Raw genomic sequence first — 23,488 nt, forward strand, 5'->3', positions numbered from 1 at the left:
ATTACTCAATTAACCCAAGTTCTTACGTGCGTTACGGAACATACGCATCCATGGGCTATGATCGATCCACTCTTATCAAAGGTATCGCTGCCAAGAGTTAGCTTTCTCAAATAACAAAAAAGGCCGCTTTCGCGACCTTTTCTTTAGAGTAATATATTACTCAATTAACCCACGTTTTTACGTGCATTGCGGAACATACGCATCCACGGGCTGTCTTCTTTCCATTCATCCGGGTGCCAAGAGTTAGCCACTGCACGGAATACACGCTCAGGGTGCGGCATCATCACTGTTGCACGACCATCAGTGGATGTAATACCAGTAATACCTTCAGGTGAACCATTCGGGTTGTTCGGGTATTGCGTAGTCGGCTGACCAAAGTTATCAACGTACTGAACTGCGACTGTGCCAGACTCTAGTGCAGCTTTCACTGCTGCGTCGTTTGCAAACTCAGCGTGACCTTCACCGTGAGATACCGCGATTGGCATGCGAGAACCAGCCATACCTTGGAAGAATACTGACGGGCTTTCTTGTACTTCAACAAGGCTGAAACGTGCTTCAAAACGCTCCGACTTGTTAGTTACAAAACGTGGCCAGTGCTCAGTACCTGGGATAAGCTCTTTTAGAGTTGATAGCATTTGACAGCCGTTACACACACCTAAGCTGAACGTATCTTGACGCTCAAAGAATGTTTGGAACTGGTCGCGTGCCATGTCATTGAATAAGATTGACTTAGCCCAACCTTCACCAGCACCTAGTACGTCACCGTAAGAGAAACCACCACATGCTACAAGGCCTTTGAACTCTTCTAGCGTTAAGCGACCTTCAAGGATGTCACTCATGTGAACGTCAACTGCTGCAAAGCCTGCACGGTTAAATGCCGCTGCCATTTCAACGTGCGAGTTAACACCTTGCTCACGAAGGATTGCCATCTTAGGCTTGGCACCTGTTGCAATGTAAGGTGCAGCTACGTCTTCGTTCAGATCGAAGCTTAGTTTTACGTTAAGACCTGGATCTTTTTCGTCAAATTTTGCATCAAATTCTTGCTTAGCACACTCTGGGTTATCACGAAGTGCTTGCATCTTGTACGTCGTTTCAGCCCAAATAGTACGTAGTTCAGTACGTGTATTTGCAAGTACTGCTTCGCCGCCACGGTTGAAGATAACTTTGTCTTCAGCGTTTAGCGCACCGATAGTGTGACTGATTGCACCAAGGCCGTTGTCAGCCAAAATAGCTTCAACAGCTGCAAGGTCGTCGTTGCGAACCTGAATCACTGCACCTAGCTCTTCGTTGTAAAGCGCTTCGATGTCAGAGCCTGTTAGGCTATCAAGGTTGACAGTCACACCTGTGCGACCTGCGAATGCCATTTCAGCGACAGTTGTGAATAAACCACCGTCTGAACGGTCATGGTAAGCAAGTAACTTCTCGTCAGCTACTAATGCTTGCATCGCGTTGTAGAAACCTTTTAATAGCTCTGGGCTATCAACATCAGGCGTCTTATCACCAAGTTGCTTGTAAACCTGTGCAAGGCTTGATGCACCCATGCGGTTTTGACCTGCACCTAAATCAACTAGGATCAGGCTTGAGTCACCTTTATCAGTGCGAAGCTGAGGCGTGACTGTTTTACGGATGTCTTCTACACGGCCAAATGCAGTGATCACAAGAGAAAGTGGCGCGGTAACTTCTTTGTTTTCACCATTCTCTTCCCACTTAGTCTTCATCGACATTGAGTCTTTACCAACTGGGATAGTTAGACCAAGTGCTGGACATAGCTCTTCACCAACAGCTTTAACCGCTTCGTAAAGACCCGCGTCCTCACCTGGGTGACCTGCTGCAGCCATCCAGTTTGCAGATAGCTTGATGTTCTCAAGGCCACCAATGTTTGCGCCAGCAATGTTCGTTAGCGCTTCTGCTACTGCTAAACGTGCAGATGCACCATAGTTTAGAAGTGCCGCAGGTGTACGCTCACCCATTGACATGGCTTCACCGTGATAAGTATCAAACGCAGCTGCTGTTACAGCACAGTTTGCTACTGGTACCTGCCAAGGACCAACCATTTGGTCACGTGCAACAAGACCTGTCACCGTGCGGTCACCGATGGTGATAAGGAATGTTTTCTCAGCGATAGTCGGTAGACGAAGCAAACGCTTAGCAGCTTCTTCTACGTCGATGCTCTCTGTTTTAAGTGCTTCACCAGATACTTGCTTTGACTCAACGTCACGGTGCATCTTAGGTGCTTTACCTAGTAGTACTTCAAGTGGAAGATCTACTGGGTTGTTATCAAAGTGGCTGTCTGCAACGGTTAGGTGACGCTCTTCTGTTGCTTCACCAATTACAGCGTACTGTGCACGTTCACGCTTACAGATTTCTTCAAAACGTGCGAAGTCTTCTGCCGCTACTGCCAATACGTAACGCTCTTGTGATTCGTTACACCAGATCTCATGTGGTGCCATACCCGGCTCATCGTTCGGGATGTTACGTAGTTGAAATTTACCACCACGGCCACCGTCGTCAACTAGCTCAGGGAATGCGTTTGAAAGACCACCCGCACCCACATCGTGGATAAATGCGATTGGGTTTTCATCACCTAACTGCCAACATTTGTCGATAACTTCCTGACAACGACGCTCCATCTCTGGGTTTTCACGCTGTACAGAAGCAAAGTCTAGGTCTTCGTTTGACTGACCAGATGCCATTGATGATGCAGCACCACCACCCAGACCGATGTTCATCGCAGGACCACCAAGGGCTACTAGCTTAGCGCCAACTGGGATTTCACCTTTTTGAACATGCTCAGTACGAATGTTACCAAGACCACCTGCCAGCATAATTGGCTTATGGTAACCACGTACCTCTTCACCGTTGTGGCTGTTAACTTTTTCTTCGTAAGTACGGAAATAACCAAGTAGATTAGGACGACCAAATTCGTTGTTAAACGCTGCACCACCTAGTGGGCCGTCAATCATGATATCTAATGCATCAACGATGCGACCTGGCTTGCCGAAATTTGTTTCCCATGGCTGCTCAAAGCCAGGAATGCGAAGGTTAGATACAGTAAAACCAACTAGGCCTGCTTTTGGCTTAGAGCCACGGCCTGTTGCACCTTCGTCACGGATTTCACCACCAGAGCCTGTCGATGCGCCTGAGAATGGTGCGATTGCAGTTGGGTGGTTATGCGTTTCAACCTTCATCAAGATTTCAATGTTTTCTTGATTGTAGCTGTACTCGCCTTCTTTATTTGGGAAGAAACGACCCGCTTTAGACCCCTTCATAACCGCTGCGTTATCTTTATAGGCAGACAGGACATTTTCAGGGTGCGTCTCGTAAGTATTCTTGATCATTTTAAACAGCGACTTAGGCTGCTCTTCACCGTCGATTGTCCAATCGGCGTTGAAAATTTTGTGACGACAGTGCTCAGAGTTCGCCTGTGCGAACATGAATAGCTCGATGTCGTTCGGGTTACGACCTAGCTTTGTAAAGTTTTCTACAAGGTAGTCAATTTCGTCGTCCGCTAATGCAAAGCCTTGCTCAACGTTTGCTGTTGCAAGTGCTTCACGGCCACCGCCAAGAATGTCAACAGATGACATTGGGCGCGGCTCTTCAACACGGAATAACTGTCCAGCATCTTCTAAGTTGCTGTGTACAGACTCTGTCATGCGGTCATGAAGTAACTTAGCCACATCCACTAATTGCTCTGCGCTTAGTGCGCCCTCAACATAGTAAGCGATACCACGCTCAACACGGTGAACCTTATCTAGACCGCAGTTGTTCGCGATGTCAGTTGCTTTTGAAGCCCATGGAGAAATAGTTCCAATGCGAGGCGTCACTAAAATAAGTGTTCCCTCAGGCTTGTGCTCGACGGCGGTAGGCCCATACTTTAATAACTTGCTTAGCTTGTCGAGTTCTGTCTCTGAAAGGTCAGCTGTTACATCCGCAAAATGCATAAATTCAGCATATACGCCTGTAACAGGTAACTCTGCATCCGCGCAGCTTTTAAGGATCTTTTGGACTTTAAAATCAGAAAGTGCAGGTGCACCACGTAGGATTAACATAGATATTTCATCCGGGGTTAAGGATTGAACGATATTTTGGGCCGCCATTATAGTCGAATTGACGCACAGATTTAACTCAAAATTGTCATTTATCGAAAAAAACCCGCTTCACAAATAGGTATATACTTGAGAGCATACGATTAAAAGTTTGATTTTGCTTTTAGTGCACACCCACATCGCGTGCAAACACAATGTATCTCAAAGAATTAACACATAACTTAATAAAGTTCATATATGGAAAAAGCATGATACAAAACAAGCTAAAGGGTTTATTAAGCATTGTAATATTTTTTCTCTTGCTCGTTGGCTGTGACAAAGCGCCTCCAAATCAACTTCAACAGATCAAAAACAGGGGGACATTGAATGTTGGGATTTTGGTCGGCCCTGCGACCTATTATCAGGGCAACAACGAGGAAGAAGGCTTCGAATATGAATTGGCGGGTATGTTTGCCGATGAGCTCAACGTCCACCTTAACATCATTCCATTTTTCAACTTAGCAAAGCTCTTTGAACAATTAAAACGAGGCGATATAGACATCATTGCCTCAGGGATCAGTTACCATCCAAAGCGCGCCGAACATTTTCGTTTTGGCCCTTTTTATCGAGATATCAGTCAAAAGCTGGTGTACAAGCAAGGAAAAAAGCGCCCTCGACACTATGGCCAATTATCAGGGCCTGTCACAGTACTTGCCAATAGCCATCACGTACTTTCGTTACAGGCGGCGAAACAAGATTATCCTGCGCTACAATGGCAAACGACCCAAGCCTTAGATCAAGAAGAACTACTACAAGGTATTTTATCAGGTGACATTGAATACACCATCGTTGACTCTCACTCGCTGGCACTCTTTCGGCGTTATCACCCCAACCTCAGCATTGCGTTTTCTGTCACCCAATCCGATCCTATCGCTTGGGTGATGAAAAAGCATAATGATGACTCTCTCTATGCTTTGCTGCTGCCATTTTTTGCCAAGATACAAAGTAACAACCAGCTTGCCGCTTTAGAAGAAAAGTACTTTGGTCATGTCGAGCAGTTCAATTACGTGAATACTGTGGCGTTTGTCGAAGCAAGCAAAACTGTACTGCCTCAATACGCGCCATGGTTTATCGAATATGCACAGAAATATAATGTAGACTGGCGACTACTGGCAGCGCTGAGTTATCAAGAGTCTATGTGGAACCCCAGAGCAAAATCACCCACCGGCGTTCGTGGCATTATGATGCTGACTCAAAGTACAGCCAAGCGTGTTGGTGTTAAACACAGACTTAAACCGGAACAAAACATCCGTGGCGGCGCAAAATACCTTGCGAACTTAATTTCACGGGTGCCTGAGGGCGTATCAGATCCAGACAGAACTTGGTTGGCCTTAGCTGCGTATAACGTAGGTATGGGGCATGTCAGAGATGCATTAAAACTGACAAAACAACAAGGTGGCAATCCGAATAGTTGGGCAGATGTTAAAAAACGACTACCACTGCTGACTAAAAAACGCTACTATCGAAGTACAAGATATGGATATGCGCGTGGCGATGTTGCTGTACATTATGTCGATAATATACGCCGCTACTTCGACGCTCTGGTCTGGTTAGACGAAAACGGAGCGCTTCCTTTCAGTTCCGGTAATTAACGGCATCCTAGTCTCGTTGTCATAAGCCTGTCATATAAAGCAGGTATCTCTGTCATGCGTAAAGTTTTTCTCTCACAGTAAGGAGGTTCTGATGTTAAGAAGACGTCGAACTCATCAATTTAAGCGCAATACTCGTAACACGAACCCAAATCGCCGCCGTGTCATGCTAAAAAACATACATAAGAAAATTCTCCTGCGCCGCCGTATCTACTCTTTATTACAGCTTGCCGCAGATGCTAAAACGGCTCAATCTTGAGCCGCATTATTACTTTGCAATTTTCGCGCTTTTTTCGCAGCCTTGTGCTCTTTTCTTCTACGCCTAAAAAAGTTTGATAACTTTTCACTGCACTCCTGAGCAAGTACGCCTGAGCACACCTCTGGCTGATGATTTAATTGCGGTTCTTGTAATAAGTTCATGACCGACCCTGCCGCGCCAGTTTTAGCGTCATGCGCACCAAAAACCACACGTTTAACTCGGCTATGTACCAACAGCCCTGCGCACATTGGGCACGGCTCCAGCGTGACATATAAGGTACAATCGACTAAACGATAATTTTTCACTTGCTTGCCCGCTTCACGGATAGCCATCATTTCTGCATGTGCAGATGGGTCGTGGCAACCAATTGAGCGGTTCCAGCCCGCAGCAATCAGTTCACCATCTTGCACAATCACAGCTCCAACAGGAATTTCATTCTCTGCCTCTGCTTTGTCAGCATATGCCAGTGCTTGTCGCATCCAATATTCGTCTAATTCTTGGTTATTCATACTAAAATTAACAGAGTAACTATGAAGCCTAGTATACCAGCTTGCGCTGTAGAAACCCCTTGGTTACAGAATTATTGCTAAAATTACCAAATTACCATGGCTCACCAATATAAAATTAGGCTATAATTCGCCGCTTTTTTTATTTAATGAGCTCAAAACACACGGGTAAAACATGAAATTTCCGGGACACCGTAGGCATAAGCATTATTTTCCTGTGGAAGATAAGGACCCACTTATCAACCACTTAAATGCTGAAGATCGCTTGAAGCGTAACTATATTTGCGGCATCGACCAAATCGTTGTCGACATCGAAGCGAAAGTCGACCAAGCTTTTTTGGATGAATTCCACCTGCAGCGTGGTATGTCACAAGTCATAGACAATGATGTCACCAATGCGCTTTATGAGCGTTTAAAACGTGATGACATGATTGACTACGAATTTGCTGGCGGCACCATTGGCAACACCATGCACAACTATTCAGTACTGGCTGACGATCGCTCAGTGCTATTGGGTGTTATGAGTGAAAGTATTGAAATCGGCAGCTATGCATATAAGTTTTTATGTAATACATCAAGCCGCGTCGATCTAGACCACCTTCAGCCAGTTGCAGGTCCCATTGGCCGTTGCTTCACACTGATTGATGATAGCGGTGAGCGTACCTTTGCTATCAGTGCAGGTTTAATGAACTACTTGCGCCCAGAGTCAATTAGCCAATCATTGATCGAAAACGCATCTGCCTTGGTGATCAGTGCGTATCTCATGCGTACCAAAGGCGATGAGACAATGACACAAGCAACCATGCAAGCGGTAGAATATGCTAACAAAGCAGGCGTACCAGTTGTACTCACTTTAGGTACCAAGTTCTTAATTGAACAAGATCCGCAGTGGTGGGCTAAATTTGTCGAAAAACACGTTGATATTCTCGCGATGAACGAGGAAGAAGGCGAAGCTATCACAGGCTTTGATGACCCACTGATGGCGGCAGATAAAGCACTTGACTGGGTTGATTTAGTGATCTGTACAGCAGGCCCAACAGGCTTGTATATGGCAGGTTATGTGGAAGATAGCATGAAGCGTGAAACCGAATACCCGCTACTGCCAGGTGCTATTCCTGAATTTAACCGCTATGAATTCTCGCGCGCAATGCGTAAGTCTCACTGTGATAAGCCAATTCGTGTATATAGCCATACAGCACCATACATGGGTGGTCCAGACACCATTAAAAACACCAATGGTGCGGGGGACTGTGCACTCGCTGCGGTATTGCATGATTTGTCAGCTAACGTTTACCATCGTTTGAACGTGCCAAATTCTGCTAAGCACGAGCAAGCTGCAATTACCTATTCTTCACTTGCACAGATCAGCAAATATGCAAACCGCGCAAGCTTTGAGGTACTGGTGCAGCATTCACCGCGATTATCTCGTGGTTTACCAGAAAGAGAAGATTCTTTAGAGCAATCTTACTGGGATCAATAAATTGATTTGCGCACATGTAGTGTGCGCAAACTGTGCTGCGTTAGAAAATGGCTGTTCCGAGCTCTTCAGCAAGAAACTCTAACGCGGCAATTCCTGCAACTGAATTTCCCACTTTATCAAGACCAGGTGACCAAACAGCTATCGTAAAACGACCCGGTACTACAGCAATAATGGCACCAGATACACCCGACTTTCCTGGCATACCAACTCGATAACCAAAGTCGCCCGCAGCATCATACAACCCACTGGTAAATAACAATGAGTTAAGCTGTTTTATCTGTTTGGCTGGTAAAATTTGCTGCTGTGTTTGCGTGCATACACCACCATTGGATAAATATGAAAAGCACTTCGCCAATTCCGCAGCATTCAATTCAATCGCACAGAAGTTAAAATAAGACCAAAGCACTTCTTCAACTTCATTATTGAAGTTACCAAACGACTTCATCAGGTAAGCCATCGCTGCATTGCGATAACGGTGTTCAAATTCTGACTGTGCAACTACTTTGTTGACACCCAGCTTAGGGTTACCGGTTTGCATTCGGTAACTTTCTAACATGGTGTGAATAGGCGCGCTTAAACGCGAGTAAAGTGCATCACACGTGACTATCGCGCCGGCATTGATAAAAGGATTTCTTGGAATGCCATTTTCAAACTCTAACTGTGTTAATGAGTTAAATGCAGTGCCAGAAGGCTCCTTCCCTACCCTTTGCCATAAGTCATCACCATAGCGCTGTAGTGCTAATGTCAGGGTCATCACTTTTGAGACTGACTGCACAGTAAATTTAGCCTCACAGTCGCCCGCACTAAATGTCTCACCATTTTGTGTTTGGATCGCAATAGCAAACTGACCTAACTGCTGCTCTGCAAGGGCTGGAATGTAATCAGCGACCTTACCATGGTGTAACAAAGGCTGAACATGTCGCACTGTGCGCTCTAAAATAGATTGATAGTCTGTCATAGTAAAAATGCAAAAATCACAATGAGCGGAGTGTAACAAAAGCGCTATCACCCGGCCATAAAAAAGCCGTTGAAAACGGCGTTTTCAACGGCTTTTCATAAAATAAGTAATGACTTATTTGGCAAACAAATCTTTAATATTTGCCAAGTCTGACTTGCCCTCAATTAACTCATCAGGCGTTAAGCCTGATAACTCATGTGGGAATACTAGCCACTCATCAGACTCATGAATATAGTAGTCTGGCGTCATCGGCACTTTTTTGTTTGCTGGTTTATAGTATGGACAAGCCACACGTATATCTTTAGGCAAGTTTAGACGCATTAGCTCTTCTAGCTTTTCTTTTAACGCAAAAATACTGCGGCCAGAATCAAATACATCGTCAACAATCAATAAAGAGTCACCTGCATTAGCATTTTCTATGATGTAGTGCAGACCGTGAACTTTGATCTCTTTCGACTGCTTGCCAATCCCATAGTACGAAGATGTACGCACTGCGATATGGTCAGTTTCTATGCCTTTGTAATCATAGTACTCTTGCACAGCGATACCAATTGGCGCACCACCTCGCCAAATACCGATGATAAAATCCGGACGAAACCCATCTTCATACACTTGAGCCGCTAAACGAAATGAATCCTCTAGTAGCTGTTGCGCCGTGATATAGCACTTATCAGACATAAAAACCCCGTATTGTCAGTGCGAGTGGCACCTGATCATGTGTCACTCTGAACAAGAATAACTTATAACCGTGTATTCTAGCTGAGTCGGGTAGAAATTGCTTGCGGTACATCAGAGTTTTTACGACAAAATGACGGAAAAAAGACGTTGAAATGAAAAATAGTCGAAAGATGATTAGCGATGATTAAATCGTGAGCGGGCAAAGCCCGCTCACCACTGTATTATTCTGGCGTATCTACTTCTGAGTCGTCTTGTTCAATTAACTCAATTTCAAAGTTATCAACGCGTTGTAGACCTCGAGGTAATTTATTTCCACGACGCCCGCGCTCACCAAAGTAGTGCTCTAAGTCAGAGTTCTTGAGCGTTAATTTACGCTTACCTGCATACAGCGTCACTGCACGCCCATCTGGTACCACAGCGAGCACCTTAACAAACTCTTCTCTTGCCTGTACCTTAGCACTTGGAATTGAGATGATTTTATTACCTTTACCCTTGGCAAGTTTCGGTAAGTCTCTGAGTGGGAATAGTAACATGCGCCCTTCATTAGAAATCGCCATACAACGATCAGTGGCAACATCATTCACTGAGATTGGCGCTATGAGTTCAGCACCCTTAGGAATACTAACCAATGCTTTACCGTTTTTGTTTTTACTGACTAAATCATTAAATTCAGCAATAAAGCCATAACCTGCATCGGTTGCCATTAAATAAAGTTCTTGCTCCTCACCCATCACGACATGTTCAAAGTTCACGCCCGCTGCGAGGTTAAAGCGCCCAGTCATAGGCTCACCTTGGCTTCTTGCCGATGGCAAACTATGCGCATCAGTGGCAAACGCACGGCCTGAGCTATCCAAGAAGACTGCTGGCTGATTACTCTTACCTTTAGCTGATGCCTTATAGCTGTCCCCTGAACGATAATTTAAGCCTTCAGCATCGATGTCATGACCTTTTGCGAAACGCGCCCAGCCCTTTTCAGATAACACCACTGTAACGGCTTCAGATGGAATTAAGTCTTTTTCACTCAGTGCTTTCGCTTCTTGACGTTCAATCACAGGTGAACGCCTTTCATCACCATATAACTCTGCCGCTTCTTGAATTTCTTTTTTCATCAAAGTCGACATGCGACGCTCTGAGCCTAAAGTAAGTTCAAGCTTGTCACGCTCTTTGCTCAGCTCGTCTTGCTCACCGCGGATCTTCATCTCTTCAAGCTTCGCCAAGTGACGAAGTTTCAGATCCAAAATGGCTTCAGCTTGTGTTTCTGATAAACCAAAACGTTTTATAAGCTCCGCTTTTGGATCATCTTCATTTCTAATGATTTCAATCACTTCATCAATATTCAAAAAGGCGATCATCAAGCCTTCTAGAATATGCAAACGCGCTAAGACTTTATCTAGGCGATATTGCAAACGTCTGCGTACTGTCTCACGACGGAAGATCAACCACTCAGATAAAATTTGTTGTAGATCTTTAACCTGAGGGCGGCCATCTAGCCCGATCATATTGAGGTTTACACGGTAGTTTTTCTCAAGATCTGTGGTCGCAAACAAGTGCGCCATCAACGGCTCAGACTTCACCCGATTGGAGCGAGGCACGACGACAATACGCGTCGGATTTTCATGGTCTGATTCATCACGTAAATCTGCTACCATAGGCAGCTTCTTCGCGGTCATTTGCGCTGCAATTTGCTCCAGCACTTTTGCACCTGATGTTTGATGAGGCAGCGCTGTAATAACAATTTCGCCCTGCTCTTCATGGAACACTGCACGCATCTTAATTGAGCCACGACCCGTGGTGTAGATTTTACGAATATCGTCTTTAGGTGTGATAATTTCCGCTTCAGTCGGATAATCTGGCGCTTGAACAACTTCTAACAACTCTTCTAGCGTTGTTTTTGGCTTGTCTAGCAACATACAACAAGCAGAAGCTAATTCATTGACATTGTGTGGCGGAATGTCCGTCGCCATACCAACGGCGATACCAGTGACCCCATTTAATAAGATGTGTGGCAGTCTTGCAGGTAATACTTGCGGCTCTTTCATTGTGCCGTCAAAGTTAGGCACCCAATCCACTGTACCTTGCCCCAGCTCTTTGAGCAATACCTCAGAGAATTTAGACAAGCGCGCTTCTGTATAACGCATTGCCGCAAATGATTTAGGGTCGTCAGCAGCCCCCCAGTTACCTTGACCATCGACCAAAGGGTAACGATAAGAGAATGGCTGTGCCATTAATACCATGGCTTCGTAACACGCACTGTCGCCATGTGGATGGTATTTACCTAGTACATCACCGACTGTACGTGCTGACTTTTTATATTTTGCAGCAGCTGATAAGCCCAATTCGCTCATCGCATACACAATACGACGCTGCACAGGCTTGAGGCCATCACCAATATGTGGCAATGCTCGGTCCATGATCACATACATGGAATAATTTAAGTAGGCGTCTTCAGTAAAACGCCCCATAGGTAATTGTTCTATGCCCTGTAAAGAGAGGGCCTGTGGATCAGTCATGACTCACCTTACTTCTTGTTATACCTCGGCTTTATCGCCATGTTGCTCTAACCAAGCCTTTCTGTCACCAGAGCGCTTTTTCGCCAACAGCATATCCATCATTTCTAATGTTTGCTCTTGCTCATCTAGTGTAAGCTGAACCAAGCGACGAGTATTCGGGTCCATTGTCGTTTCACGTAGTTGCATTGGGTTCATTTCACCCAAGCCTTTAAAGCGCTGTACATTCACTTTGCCGCGTTTCTTCTCAGCTTCAATACGATCTAAAATGCCCCGTTTTTCATCTTCATCCAGGGCGTAAAAGACTTCTTTGCCAACATCGATTCTAAAGAGCGGTGGCATGGCAACATACACATGACCTGCCTGTACTAAGGTTGGGAAGTGCTTAACAAACAACGCACACAACAGCGTTGCAATGTGCAGTCCATCAGAGTCCGCATCGGCAAGAATACATACCTTGCCATAACGTAACGTCGATAGATCTGTTGAATCAGGGTCGATACCAAGCGCAACAGAAATATCATGCACTTCTTGCGAGGCAAGAATTTGACCCGAGTCCACTTCCCACGTGTTTAAGATTTTACCACGCAATGGCATAATGGCTTGAAATTCTCTGTCACGTGCTTGTTTGGCTGACCCACCCGCTGAGTCACCCTCTACTAAAAATATCTCAGAGCGCTCTGTTTCACTGCCCGAACAATCGGTGAGCTTACCAGGCAGCGCCGGTCCACTGGTGACCTTTTTACGCACCACTTTTTTTGCTGCACGTAAACGTTTTTGTGCGTTGCTGATGCACAACTCAGCCAACAGTTCCGCCGTTTCAGTGTGCTCATTAAGCCATAAACTGAATGCGTCTTTCACTATTCCTGAGACAAACGTTGCGCATGAACGCGACGACAGTTTTTCTTTGGTTTGACCAGCAAATTGAGGATCTTGCATTTTAACAGATAAAACGTAACTACATTTATCCCAAACATCATCTGGCGTAAGCTTTACGCCTCTTGGTAACAAGTTACGAAATTCACAGAACTCTCGCATTGCTTCCAACAAACCTTGCCTTAAGCCATTCACATGCGTACCGCCCTGTGCAGTTGGGATCAGATTCACATAACTTTCAGCAATGGACTCACCGCCTTCTGGCAACCAATGTAGCGCCCAATCAACCCCTTCTGTCGAGCCGCTAAAGCTGCCTGTAAATGGAGACTTAGGCAGCACCTCTAAATCTTTAGCGCTGTCGCTTAAATAGTCTTCTAAGCCAGACTCATAATGCCATTCTTGCGTCTCTTTGGTTTGTTTATTGATAAAACGGATACGTAAACCTGGGCATAAAACAGCTTTGGCCTTAAGTAAATGATTTAGCTTGGTCAAAGAGAAATTAGCAGAGTCGAAGTAGCTCGCATCTGGCCAAAATTGCACAGAAGTACCGGTATTGCGTTTACCCACGCTGCCAGTGACTTCTAGATCTTGTACTTTATCACCGTTTTCAAATGCGATTTCATATTGCTGAGCATCTCGCTTAACCGTCACTTCTACACGGGTAGACAGTGCGTTCACAACGGAAATACCTACCCCGTGCAAACCACCGGAAAACTGATAGTTTTTATTTGAAAATTTACCACCCGCATGGAGCTTAGTCAGGATCAGCTCAACACCAGGGATGCCTTCTTCAGGGTGCACATCCACAGGCATGCCTCGGCCATCGTCAATCACTTGCAATGAGTTATCTTCATGCAAAATCACGTCAATTTTGCTTGCATACCCTGCCAGCGCTTCATCGACACTGTTATCAATAACTTCTTGGCCCAAATGATTGGGTCTAGTGGTGTCTGTGTACATCCCAGGGCGGCGTTTAACCGGCTCTAAGCCATTCAACACCTCAATGGCTTCTGCGTTATAATTTTGCTGACTCATAAATGCTACTGACTAATTTTAGTTCTAACTGTTTTATTTAATTTTAAGATAGTTGGCAATGCGGCTAAAGTGCCTCTCAAAGCCGACGAAACTATGGTCACCACCAAACTCTATTATTGATGGGCAGTCTCGGTAATAGTTCACAGCCTCTTGATAAGGTAATACTTCATCTGCTGTTTGCTGCAATAGTAAAAGATTACTTGGCATTGATGGCTTTGCAATATACATGCGCTGCAATGCACTCATATGCTCTATTGTAAGTTCATAATTCAATTCTTGATAGGGATTATACTGAGGACCAAGGTAATCCCATAGTAATTTGTCCGGTCGCACTGCCGGATTGACCACTACCGCGCGTAAATTAAACGTTTGTGATAAGTATGTGGCAAAAAAACCACCCAAAGAACTGCCCACCAGCGCACACTCATCATCAATCATACTTTCCAACTGAAGTATTGCAACGCGCGGATCATAATGTAACCGAGGAACAAGGTATTCACAACGGTCTTTAAAATATTCCCCCAGTTGCTGGGCCTTAAATGACTTTTCTGAACTATTGAAACCGTGAATATAGATTACTTTGTTAGCCATTTTACCTCTGTCTGCACCCCGCCTTCTGACCAGTTAATTATGCGATACCCTGCACCGGGATTTTCTTGCTGCCAATCATTTGTAAATTTCTTAAACTGGATGGAGGTCGCGGGGGTGGCGTATACAGGCAGTTCTCTAAATCTAAAGACGTACTCATTGTGTACATGGCCATGAAAGAGCGCGATAACATTTTGCGAGTCGACTAAACGATTGAGTAATTGTGGACCATTTTCCAGCATGTGCTTATCCAAATAGCCTTGAATAGCAAGTGGGTTATGGTGACAAAAAACCAGACTTGGCACGACACACTGACCTGTTACTTCTTCTAAGTGTGCTTCACTAACCCACCCTGAGGGAGTCGGCCCTTTACTATCCAGTAAGAGTACTTGACCTAATGCAAAGCTAATCTTTTTCGCCGATATAATTTGTCCCTGGCTTATTTCATTTAAATAGCCAATATCATCGTGATTACCTGGCAGCCAAAAAACGGGACATGTCAGTGCAGACTCATCAATTAAACGAGCAAACAGCTGATAAGAAGCAAAAGTATGATCCTGAGTAAGATCCCCCCCAAAAATAACTGCATCTAGATTTTGTAACGCCAAATCTGCCAACACACGCGTGAAATGCTCGGCTGTATTGACTGAAAAGTATTCCCCATTACTCTGTTCAAACAGGTGCGTATCCGTAATGTGAGCGAGCTTTAACTGCGATTGGTTAAATTCAAATCTTGCATTAAACCATGCCATTATTTACATCCCAGTCTAACGGTACACGACCATTTTCAACACAGGCAACTAACCAATCGCCTAAAAAAGCATTAAGTTGATACTTTTCATCTTTGTGGTGCATGCTTGGGTTTGGGTATCTATACGAAGGTTTAACGCGCTGATGATAATTATGCTGAACGACCTCAGCAACTTTAGCATCATGATAAAGTCTCACAGCTAACTGAAACTGACCGAGGTGGTTGCTCAAATTATGCTGCTGAGTCACTTTAATGTCCGTTGTGTACTTTTCTACTGCTTCAACGGCAATGAAAAAGTCCATAGAACCTATCTTAATCTGACGACACGCACCAATTACCTCTTCAGGCAACACTTTGAGTGCACGTAAATAGTTACGTTCACACAATGTGATGTACTTAGGCAAGGACTGTACATAACCGCTCATACGCGCTTTTTCATTACGCTTGTTTTGGTGGATCAAGTCAGACAAAACGACTCCCGTTTACTACTTAAATGACAGTTTTGATTTGTTTAGCGCTAACCATTGTAGACTAATCACCGTGGCAGCGTTATCTATTTCCTCAGTTTCCAATCTACTCATAGCATCATCAAATGACAGTACATGTGTTTTAATGTCCTCTCCCTCCTCCGGCAAGCCAAAGGTCCCGCCTTGATAGTCACGCAAATTGACGTGTGCAAGATACAAATATAAACGCTCAGTTGTACCGCCGGGACTAGACAAATAAGAACGCATATAATGCAACTCACCCAAATCCAACCCCGCTTCTTCTTGCGCCTCTTTGCGCGCAATCGCTTCCAAGTCTTTACTGCCTTCAGCCATGCCCGCAATACACTCTAATAACCAAGGCGTGTCTTTCGTCGCCAATGCACCAATCCGGATCTGCTCAATTAACAGAACCTGATCGCTAACCGGATCATATGGCAATACTGCCACCGCATGCCCTCGTTCAAGTATTTCACGACGTATCGGCTCACTTACCCCGCCTTCAAACAATGCATGTTCAAACACATATTCTTCAATTTTGAAAAAACCATCATACAATACCTGATTCGGTGATGCCTTTAACATCACATGCTCTCGATTGTATTGGCTAATTTCTTTCATATTTCATCCTACATTCATCAAAAGGGGTTTAATCTAGGCTATTTTATCCCCATATCGCTCTTAATTAACGTGAATATACTTACCATGTGAACTTACTAAGTATTATATTCTGTTACACTTGTTTTGCCTTTATCTCTTTTTAGCCGTTGGGATTTTGTTTTAAAACAAGGTAACATGCTGACATCAAAATTGTCTAAGGACTGCACAAATAATGAAAAAAACCATTTTATCTATGCTGGTTGGCTTGAGCTGTGCTTTGTCAAGCAATGCCGCTAACGCAGAAGACTTACTACAAGTATACGATATTGCCACTGCAAATGATCCTGCTGTTTTACGCGCAAAAGCAAATGCAGACGCACAAAAGTATGCCCAAGACAGTGCACTTGGTGAACTTCTACCGTCTTTAAACTTGAGCTTCAGCTACTCTGACACAGACACGACTGGTGCGCCTGCCACACAAAATGATGCAACTGGCTACCAAGTGACGGACAGCTGGAATGATTCATTCGGTCGCACACTCACACTGAACCAAACCATTTTTAACATGGGTATCTGGGAAAGCTTATCCATTGCAGAAAAACGCGCAATGCAATCTTTAACCCAATACGAACAAGAAAAGCAAAATTTGATTGTACGCATTGCTGAAGGTTATTTTGACGTACTAAGTGCACTTGATAATTTAGAGTTTGTCCAAGCTGAAAAACGTGCCATTGAACGTCAACTTGAGCAAACAAAACAGCGTTATGAAGTAGGGTTGACGGCGATCACGGATGTCCATGAAGCACAGGCTCAGTTTGACCAATCTGTGGCGAATGAAATCGTGGCACAGAATGATGTTGAAACTGCCCGTGAAACACTTCGTACTATCACTGGTAAGTACCACTCTAAGCTGAGCGCACTAAACACTGACAAGTTTTCTACAGTAAAACCGAACAGAAAGTCAGATGGCTTCATTGATATTGCAAAAGAGAAAAACTTAGCACTTCAAGTTGCAAAAGCGTCATTAGAAGTAGCGGAAGATCAAATTGATTTAGCACAAGCAGGCCACTATCCAACACTCGCTCTGACAGCGACTCATGGAGATACGCTCACTAACTCTCCAAACAGAGAGCTTGCGCCACGCGGTGACACAACAAATATTCGCTTAGACTTAAGTGTACCAATCTATTCTGGTGGTCGCACCGTGGCTGCAACTGATCAAGCGAGAGCACTTTATGTTGCTGCAAGTGAAGATTTGGAAGCATCCATGCGTAACGTGACCCGCTCAGTCATCACATCTTATAACCAAGTGATGTCAAACGTTGCAACATACCGTGCCCTAGAGCAAGCAGTTGTTTCAGCTGAAAGTGCATTGCAAGCAACGGAAGCTGGTTTTGAAGTAGGTACTCGTACAATTGTAGATGTACTGGTGAGCACACGTAACCTGTATAGCGCAAAGAAAAACTTAGCCAACTTGCGATATCAATATATCATCTCAACGCTACAATTGAAGCAAGCATCGGGCGAATTGAGTCGCGCAGACTTAGAGGCAATCAACAAAGGCCTTCAAGCAACACTTTAAACACCATGTTTATCAGATCAGCTCTTCGCTGGTCTGATATTTCCCTCCATTCCTCCCCGCCACTTGAGCATCACAGAAGTTATCGATAAACTACGCTCTTTTAAAGCTGTACGAGAGCATCTCACTTGGTCCACAATCCAACATTTAAACTGCAATTTTTGGCACCTAAGTTCTGGCTAACTTGGATAGGTGTTATCATTTTATATTCACTCTCTTGGTTACCCCAAAGTGTACAGTTTATGCTGGGTCGACTGCTGGGCAGACTCGTGCATCGCTTTTTAAAGAAGCGCCGTAAAATTGCCGAAGTGAATCTTAAGCTTTGTTTCCCCGACATGGATGCCCAACAGCGCAGCGCCATGGTATTAAAAAACATGGAAAATACCGGTATTGCAACTTTCGAGACGGGAATGGCTTGGTGGTGGCCTGAGTGGCGTATCAAGCGCGCAGTGGGCTCTATATCAGGATTAGAACATTTTGAAGCCGCAAATAAAAACGGCAAAGGCGTTTTGCTGCTTGTGCCCCATATGTTACACCTAGAAATGTTAGGAAGAGTACTTGGCACACACACACAAGGTATCGGCTTTTATCGCCCACACAATAACCCTTTGATGGAATACTTCATGACTAAGGGGCGTCTTCGCTCTAATGAATTTCTGATCGGCAAGCGCGATGTTAAAGGGCTACTTAAAGCCCTTCAAAACAAAAAAGTATGCTACTACTTGCCAGATCAAGACTATGGTAGAAAGCGCTGTGAATTTGCACCGTTTTTTGCAGTGCCCGATGCAGCAACAACCACAGGTACACTGCTATTTGCTTCTAGTAAAAAGTGTGAGACATTGAGCTTAGTTGGTTTCCGTGATAAACAAGGTAAATACCACATCACGATTCAACCAGCGATGGCTGAGTTTCCAAGTGACAATGAAAACCATGATGTCACACGGGTTAACCAGCGCATGGAGCAATCGATCATGGAAGCACCTGAGCAATATATGTGGTTACATAGACGCTTCAAAACTCGACCAGATAAAGATGCGCCTTCGTATTATTAGAAATTAAACAACGACGTCGAACTAAAATAAAATGGCTAGAAAAAATAAAAAACGTATATCGGCAATGTGGTTTTGGACCAGACACCTGACACTGGGCGTGGTACTCGTGTGGGCTGCGTATTATTTTTTATACGGTAATATTCCAAAAATGGAGTTCAAGGAGACGACAAATGCCGCAGCGCAAGGCTTGTCACAGTTTTACGCGAATTACAGAAACCGCGTTAATGAACGTGACACTGAGCGGGAGAAATTTGTGATGGATATTGGTAAACCCACTTTCCCACTCGACGATGCACTTGCTCAACGTGGGCTCGTTGTTAAGCCAACGCATCAAAGGTGGACTGGAGAGAGCCAACCGCGTCGTTTTGAGATGGGTAATACTCTAAAAAGTGTGCTCACCAATTATGCTAAACAAGAAGACATTGAGCTATTTTGGTACCTGAGTAAAGATTACGTTGTAAAACAGAATTTCCGAGTTGACTCTGACTTTGTCAGCGCACTGTACCAAGTGGGCAAAGCCATTAATGACGACTTCGAATTTGAAGTGTACACCTTTTTCTGTCACCGACAGCGTGCAGCTGTGATCACAGAAAACCCATCAATGTTCGTCCGAGAAAACTGCCGACGTCTAACCAATTAATTTTTCATTTCAGGCCTACTCTAAGTAGGCCTGCCAGATTGCTTTAATACTCGCGCTTTGTGCAGACAATAACGCCGCATCCACAGTTTTCCCTGAACCATTCAAACTATTCAAATGATAATGTTCTCGTAACTGGCAATACACCTGTGCTAATTGCGCTTGAGAGTCACTGCTCAAAACAGACTCTTTGTTCGCAATCTCAAAAATTCGAATATTGTCTGAGTAACGTGTTAAAGCGGGGTAGTCATAAGCAAAAGCCAGTACTAAATACTGTGCTAAGAACTCAATATCTGTCATACCACCAGCGCCTTGTTTTAAATCGAATTCTGCCTCTGAGTCTTTTGATAAGTGCTGGCGCATTTTTTCACGCATGTTGACGATATCTGATTGCAGCTCACTCGTATTACGCTGCTGACACAAAATATCATGACGAATAGTGTGGAAACGTTTCACCAATACATCTTCACCCACTATCATTCTAGTCCTGACTAACGCTTGATGCTCCCACGTCCATGCCTGCTCTCGAAGGTATTGATGATAGCTCTCAATATTGATCGCCAGTAGCCCTGAGTTGCCCTCCGGCCTTAAGCGCGTATCTAACTCATATAAAATGCCTGACAGTGTGCGTGTATTGAATAAATGCATTAGGCGCTGAGCTAATTTTAAATAAAACTGTCTCGATGCGATGGCTTTATCACCTGTAGTTTTACTTTGACCATCGCAATTGTGTACAAACACAAGATCCAAATCAGAGTCATACCCCAATTCAAAACCACCTGCCTTGCCATACGCAATCACTGCAAACCCTTTCTCTTCTGCAGAGGTCCCTTGCGGTGCGCCATACCGGCTAGTCATTTGCCCCCAAGCGATCTCCACCGCCTTTGCCACAATTGACTCAGCAAGAGCTGTAAGGTGGTCACTGACTTTCATAATGTCGAGCACACCTGTCGCATCGGCAGCCGCAATTCTCAGTTGCTGCGTTTGCTTGAATTGACGTAGCGCTTCCATTTGTAACTCTAAATCTTCGGGATCGATACGTAAGAAATATTGCTGAATTTCATTGTAATACGCATTAAGCGGCAGTGGTCGATACAATACTGCGGGGTCGATGAGTTCATCTAGTAATATAGGGTATCTGGCAATTTGCTTGGCTATCCAAACGCTGTGTGAACACAATTTAATAAGCTGTTTTAGTGCCCCCAGATTTTCGTAAAGCAGCTCAAGATACGCAGTGCGAGAAGCGACTTTCGCAATCACGTTCAAAACCCTTTCTAATACCTCTGGATCTTTTAATGGCGTAATTTCGCTAAGTACAAGCGGCATCAGTTTATCTAACACATCTCGCCCTCGCACACCGATTTGTTTTTTTGTGATATCAGTATGGAATACATTTAATGTGTCTTGCCATTTCGAGTGAGCCTGCTCGTCCAGTTCAATATCAAGATAGCTGACATCCTGATATTCCCAAGCCGATACAAAGCAAGCCTTTAAAGTTTGAGCGTCATGGGCCTCTTCTCCGATAACTTGAGAGAACTCTTGGCGAATTTGTGCTTGAACTTGCTCTATATACACCACCAGCTGTCCATAATCTGAGATGCCCAATAACACACACAAACGACTTTGATTGGTCACATCAATGGGTAATGTTTGAGTTTGCTCGTCATTAAATGCTTGTAAATACTGCTCCACCCTGCGCAACAGTAAATATTGTTTCTCTAGATCAGCAGCCACACTTTTTGGGATCACATCTTGGCGTGCCAACACATTTAACGCTTGCAGTAAAGAAGGAGTCTGTAAATCAGGCTCTCGCCCACCTCGGATCATTTGTAAAGCTTGGACAATAAATTCAACTTCTCGGATCCCGCCCGCACCTAATTTAATATTATTGATGAGCCCTTTTCGTCTGACTTCCTGTGCGATCATATGTTTCATTTTGCGCAGTGATTCAATCACAGAAAAATCAATGTATCGACGAAATACAAAAGGCTTAATGAGTGCTCTAAACTCATCCCAATAGTGGTTAGGCTGGCCCAGCAAGCGCGCTTTTAACATCGCATAGCGTTCCCACTCGCGCCCTTGATCTTGATAATAATCTTCCATTGCAGAAAAACTCATGACCAAAGGACCACTTTCTCCAAATGGTCTGAGCCTCATATCAACTCTAAACACCTGACCATCAGCTGTACGCTGATCCAATGCGGCTATCAGCTTCTGAGCGACTTTGGTATAAAATACTTGTGCTTCTATGCTTCGCCGCCCGCCTTGCGTTTTAACTGACACAGGATAAGTAAAAATCAAATCAATATCAGATGAAAAGTTAAGCTCCTGCCCCCCCAGCTTCCCCATCCCCAGTACTAGCATCGGCAATGGCAGATTTGATTCATCTAGAGGTACTCCATTACTTTTAGCAACCTGCTCAAACGCCCACTGATTAGCACTATCAATCAACTGCTCGCTCAATTTTGATTGATATTCAATACTGTCTGCAATGTCATTACCTAAAATAAGATCAAGCCACATCAACTTAAGCCAGTACCGCTTACGATAGCGTCTCAGTTGCGCAAAGCAGTCACTATCTGACAGAACTTTAAAGTCTCCGCTCAAAGCAGGTTCAATATGGCGGCTTTTCATCGCGTCCTGGTCCAGTAGCCACTTCAGCCAGTCAGGATGCTGAGCCAATATTCGATAAGCAAAATCACTGAGCGCCAATAGTCTCAACACCTGTGCACTTGCCGTATGCTCTGGAAACAACTCTGTAAAACGCTGCTGTGCTAAAGCGAATAACTCGGGACTCAATTGGCCTTGTTCCATAGAAAAACCTCCTGTGCTTTGTGGCTCATTTGTTGTGCGGTGTTATAGTAACGCTAAATAACAACAACCTTACACTGAGCATGAGTTACTTGTCTTTAGAAAACAGCAATTTTTTCACCCTGTTAAGCGGTATCGCCCTCGCTTTTATGGCGTTAATTAGCCTGCGTGTCATAGTTCAAGTGCGCGCAAAGAAATTACTACAAAAAGAATTGGCACAACACGATAACTTTGCACTTGGTATCAATTACGCTGCAAAAGTGGCCGTTGTATGCGGCAGTGTCGGCTATTTCTTTGGTCACTTAGACGCCTTTAACCTTGCCCATGCCCATTTCCAAGTTCTCCTGCCTATGGCACTCATATGGGTTTATATTTGTGTTGGCCAAGCCATTCATCGCAAATGGATCTTATATCGCTTTAACGAGACACAAGCGATTTTGAAACAGAATGTCTGTGCCGCTTTAGTCGACTCGGGAATGTTGATTGGAAATAGTATTTTGGTACTAGGCTTGTACCATTGGCTAGAGCCTAATACACCGCAAGCCTTGCTTATTGTCACTATTTGCTTCGTTTTTCTACAAGGCGTCTTTGCATTAGATAGCAAAATTAGAGAGTCTCGTTTTGCAAAAAAAAATCAAGGCGCGTCTTTGCAATATAATTTTAATCTTGCCAATACCTCAATAGGGATCCGCTATGCGGGTAAAACTATCGGGCTCGCACTAGCTATCTACGCGGGGTTACACAGTGCACCGAGTTATCCCGATAAAATTGTCGATAACCTGCTCTTAGTCGTGACACACTCTGTCTTTATGTGGTTTTTGCTCTATGTTTTTAGCCGTTTGATGATCCTCATCGTATTACCCAAAGTAGATATTGGTCTAGAGGTCGACCATCAAGATAATATTGGGATTGCCTGCTTAGAATTTGCTGTTTTTTGTAGCATGGGCTATTTACTAATAAACATGTTTTCAATTTAACACCTAACTAGATTATGGATATCTTATTCCTGGAG

18 protein-coding genes are annotated in these 23,488 nt (G+C 44.3%); 7 read left to right on the top strand and 11 right to left on the bottom strand.

Translation table 11 applies throughout. The features are described 5' to 3' along the window. Positions 1-164 precede the first annotated feature (164 nt). Positions 165-4,049 (bottom strand): phosphoribosylformylglycinamidine synthase, encoded by a 3,885-nt coding sequence (gene purL, locus JF50_RS23615; protein WP_039611745.1) that lies wholly within the window; start codon positions 4,047-4,049, stop codon positions 165-167. A 245-nt stretch (positions 4,050-4,294) separates the two neighbouring features. Between purL and mltF the strand changes: the two genes are divergently transcribed. Then, positions 4,295-5,677 carry a membrane-bound lytic murein transglycosylase MltF gene (gene mltF, locus JF50_RS23620; RefSeq protein WP_052262733.1) on the top strand — a complete coding sequence of 461 codons (1,383 nt, stop codon included), beginning with the start codon at positions 4,295-4,297 and terminating at the stop codon, positions 5,675-5,677. Between the two features lie 91 nt (positions 5,678-5,768). Next, complete coding sequence (locus JF50_RS27460; RefSeq protein ID WP_023399498.1) at positions 5,769-5,933, top strand: hypothetical protein; 165 nt, start codon at positions 5,769-5,771, stop codon at positions 5,931-5,933. Here the strand turns inward: JF50_RS27460 and tadA are convergent. Further along, entirely contained in the window at positions 5,924-6,442 is a 519-nt protein-coding gene (gene tadA / locus JF50_RS23625) for a tRNA adenosine(34) deaminase TadA (protein WP_039611746.1), read from the bottom strand. The genes JF50_RS27460 and tadA overlap by 10 nt on opposite strands. 172 nt (positions 6,443-6,614) lie before the next feature. Between tadA and JF50_RS23630 the strand changes: the two genes are divergently transcribed. Next, positions 6,615-7,919, top strand: coding sequence for an inosine/guanosine kinase (locus JF50_RS23630; RefSeq protein WP_039611747.1), 1,305 nt, complete (start codon positions 6,615-6,617; stop codon positions 7,917-7,919). A 40-nt stretch (positions 7,920-7,959) separates the two neighbouring features. Here the strand turns inward: JF50_RS23630 and glsB are convergent, their stop codons facing one another. The 8 genes from glsB to JF50_RS23670 all read right to left on the bottom strand — a co-directional run bounded on the left by glsB (position 7,960) and on the right by JF50_RS23670 (position 16,418). Then, on the bottom strand, positions 7,960-8,877 hold the full coding sequence (gene glsB, locus JF50_RS23635) for a glutaminase B (protein ID WP_039611748.1): 918 nt from the start codon (positions 8,875-8,877) through the stop codon (positions 7,960-7,962). A 114-nt stretch (positions 8,878-8,991) separates the two neighbouring features. Next, on the bottom strand, positions 8,992-9,555 hold the full coding sequence (locus JF50_RS23640) for a phosphoribosyltransferase (protein ID WP_039611749.1): 564 nt from the start codon (positions 9,553-9,555) through the stop codon (positions 8,992-8,994). A 221-nt stretch (positions 9,556-9,776) separates the two neighbouring features. Continuing rightward, positions 9,777-12,065, bottom strand: a complete 2,289-nt coding sequence (parC, locus tag JF50_RS23645) for a DNA topoisomerase IV subunit A (protein WP_039611750.1) — start codon at positions 12,063-12,065, stop codon at positions 9,777-9,779. 18 nt (positions 12,066-12,083) lie between these two features. Further along, the gene (gene parE, locus JF50_RS23650) at positions 12,084-13,973 is read right to left on the bottom strand and encodes a DNA topoisomerase IV subunit B (protein WP_039611751.1); all 1,890 of its coding nucleotides are present in this window, start codon (positions 13,971-13,973) and stop codon (positions 12,084-12,086) included. A 33-nt stretch (positions 13,974-14,006) separates the two neighbouring features. Next, entirely contained in the window at positions 14,007-14,564 is a 558-nt protein-coding gene (locus JF50_RS23655) for a YqiA/YcfP family alpha/beta fold hydrolase (RefSeq protein WP_039611752.1), read from the bottom strand. Then, positions 14,549-15,313: a metallophosphoesterase family protein gene (locus JF50_RS23660; protein WP_039611753.1), complete on the bottom strand. Its 765-nt coding sequence runs from the start codon at positions 15,311-15,313 to the stop codon at positions 14,549-14,551. The genes JF50_RS23655 and JF50_RS23660 overlap by 16 nt, the downstream gene beginning before the upstream one ends. Then, entirely contained in the window at positions 15,300-15,737 is a 438-nt protein-coding gene (locus JF50_RS23665; RefSeq protein WP_039612166.1) for a DUF1249 domain-containing protein, read from the bottom strand. Before JF50_RS23665 ends, JF50_RS23660 begins: the two co-directional genes overlap by 14 nt. Before the next feature lie 60 nt (positions 15,738-15,797). Next, positions 15,798-16,418, bottom strand: coding sequence for an NUDIX domain-containing protein (locus tag JF50_RS23670; protein ID WP_039611754.1), 621 nt, complete (start codon positions 16,416-16,418; stop codon positions 15,798-15,800). Between the two features lie 211 nt (positions 16,419-16,629). On the opposite strand from JF50_RS23670, the gene tolC reads away from it, so the two are divergent. The 3 genes from tolC (at position 16,630) to JF50_RS23685 (ending at position 19,668) form a co-directional block, all read left to right on the top strand. Next, a complete protein-coding gene (gene tolC, locus JF50_RS23675; protein ID WP_039611755.1) occupies positions 16,630-17,979 on the top strand; it encodes an outer membrane channel protein TolC in 1,350 nt (449 codons plus the stop codon). Between the two features lie 125 nt (positions 17,980-18,104). Then, entirely contained in the window at positions 18,105-19,028 is a 924-nt protein-coding gene (gene lpxL, locus JF50_RS23680) for an LpxL/LpxP family Kdo(2)-lipid IV(A) lauroyl/palmitoleoyl acyltransferase (RefSeq protein WP_039611756.1), read from the top strand. A 31-nt stretch (positions 19,029-19,059) separates the two neighbouring features. Continuing rightward, complete coding sequence (locus JF50_RS23685) at positions 19,060-19,668, top strand: TcpQ domain-containing protein (protein ID WP_039611757.1); 609 nt, start codon at positions 19,060-19,062, stop codon at positions 19,666-19,668. Between the two features lie 15 nt (positions 19,669-19,683). Here JF50_RS23685 and glnE read toward each other — a convergent pair whose 3' ends face one another. Further along, positions 19,684-22,479, bottom strand: a complete 2,796-nt coding sequence (gene glnE / locus JF50_RS23690; protein WP_039611758.1) for a bifunctional [glutamate--ammonia ligase]-adenylyl-L-tyrosine phosphorylase/[glutamate--ammonia-ligase] adenylyltransferase — start codon at positions 22,477-22,479, stop codon at positions 19,684-19,686. Positions 22,480-22,559: 80 nt separating this feature from the next. Between glnE and JF50_RS23695 the strand changes: the two genes are divergently transcribed. Next, entirely contained in the window at positions 22,560-23,453 is an 894-nt protein-coding gene (locus JF50_RS23695) for a hypothetical protein (protein ID WP_039611759.1), read from the top strand. Positions 23,454-23,488 lie beyond the last annotated feature (35 nt).

This window comes from Pseudoalteromonas luteoviolacea, assembly GCF_000814765.1.
Classification (GTDB): domain Bacteria; phylum Pseudomonadota; class Gammaproteobacteria; order Enterobacterales; family Alteromonadaceae; genus Pseudoalteromonas; species Pseudoalteromonas luteoviolacea_H.

Bases quoted from the DNA above. Each gene is read 5' to 3' on its own strand.
- mltF (WP_052262733.1), top strand. From the start codon at position 4,295: ATGATACAAAACAAGCTAAAGGGTTTATTAAGCATTGTAATATTTTTT.
- parE (WP_039611751.1), bottom strand. From the start codon at position 13,973: ATGAGTCAGCAAAATTATAACGCAGAAGCCATTGAGGTGTTGAATGGC.
- JF50_RS23695 (WP_039611759.1), top strand. From the start codon at position 22,560: ATGAGTTACTTGTCTTTAGAAAACAGCAATTTTTTCACCCTGTTAAGC.
- JF50_RS23670 (WP_039611754.1), bottom strand. From the start codon at position 16,418: ATGAAAGAAATTAGCCAATACAATCGAGAGCATGTGATGTTAAAGGCA.
- JF50_RS23665 (WP_039612166.1), bottom strand. From the start codon at position 15,737: ATGAGCGGTTATGTACAGTCCTTGCCTAAGTACATCACATTGTGTGAA.
- tolC (WP_039611755.1), top strand. From the start codon at position 16,630: ATGAAAAAAACCATTTTATCTATGCTGGTTGGCTTGAGCTGTGCTTTG.
- parC (WP_039611750.1), bottom strand. From the start codon at position 12,065: ATGACTGATCCACAGGCCCTCTCTTTACAGGGCATAGAACAATTACCT.
- purL (WP_039611745.1), bottom strand. From the start codon at position 4,049: ATGTTAATCCTACGTGGTGCACCTGCACTTTCTGATTTTAAAGTCCAA.
- JF50_RS27460 (WP_023399498.1), top strand. From the start codon at position 5,769: ATGTTAAGAAGACGTCGAACTCATCAATTTAAGCGCAATACTCGTAAC.
- JF50_RS23655 (WP_039611752.1), bottom strand. From the start codon at position 14,564: ATGGCTAACAAAGTAATCTATATTCACGGTTTCAATAGTTCAGAAAAG.
- glsB (WP_039611748.1), bottom strand. From the start codon at position 8,877: ATGACAGACTATCAATCTATTTTAGAGCGCACAGTGCGACATGTTCAG.
- JF50_RS23660 (WP_039611753.1), bottom strand. From the start codon at position 15,313: ATGGCATGGTTTAATGCAAGATTTGAATTTAACCAATCGCAGTTAAAG.
- JF50_RS23630 (WP_039611747.1), top strand. From the start codon at position 6,615: ATGAAATTTCCGGGACACCGTAGGCATAAGCATTATTTTCCTGTGGAA.
- glnE (WP_039611758.1), bottom strand. From the start codon at position 22,479: ATGGAACAAGGCCAATTGAGTCCCGAGTTATTCGCTTTAGCACAGCAG.
- tadA (WP_039611746.1), bottom strand. From the start codon at position 6,442: ATGAATAACCAAGAATTAGACGAATATTGGATGCGACAAGCACTGGCA.
- JF50_RS23685 (WP_039611757.1), top strand. From the start codon at position 19,060: ATGGCTAGAAAAAATAAAAAACGTATATCGGCAATGTGGTTTTGGACC.
- JF50_RS23640 (WP_039611749.1), bottom strand. From the start codon at position 9,555: ATGTCTGATAAGTGCTATATCACGGCGCAACAGCTACTAGAGGATTCA.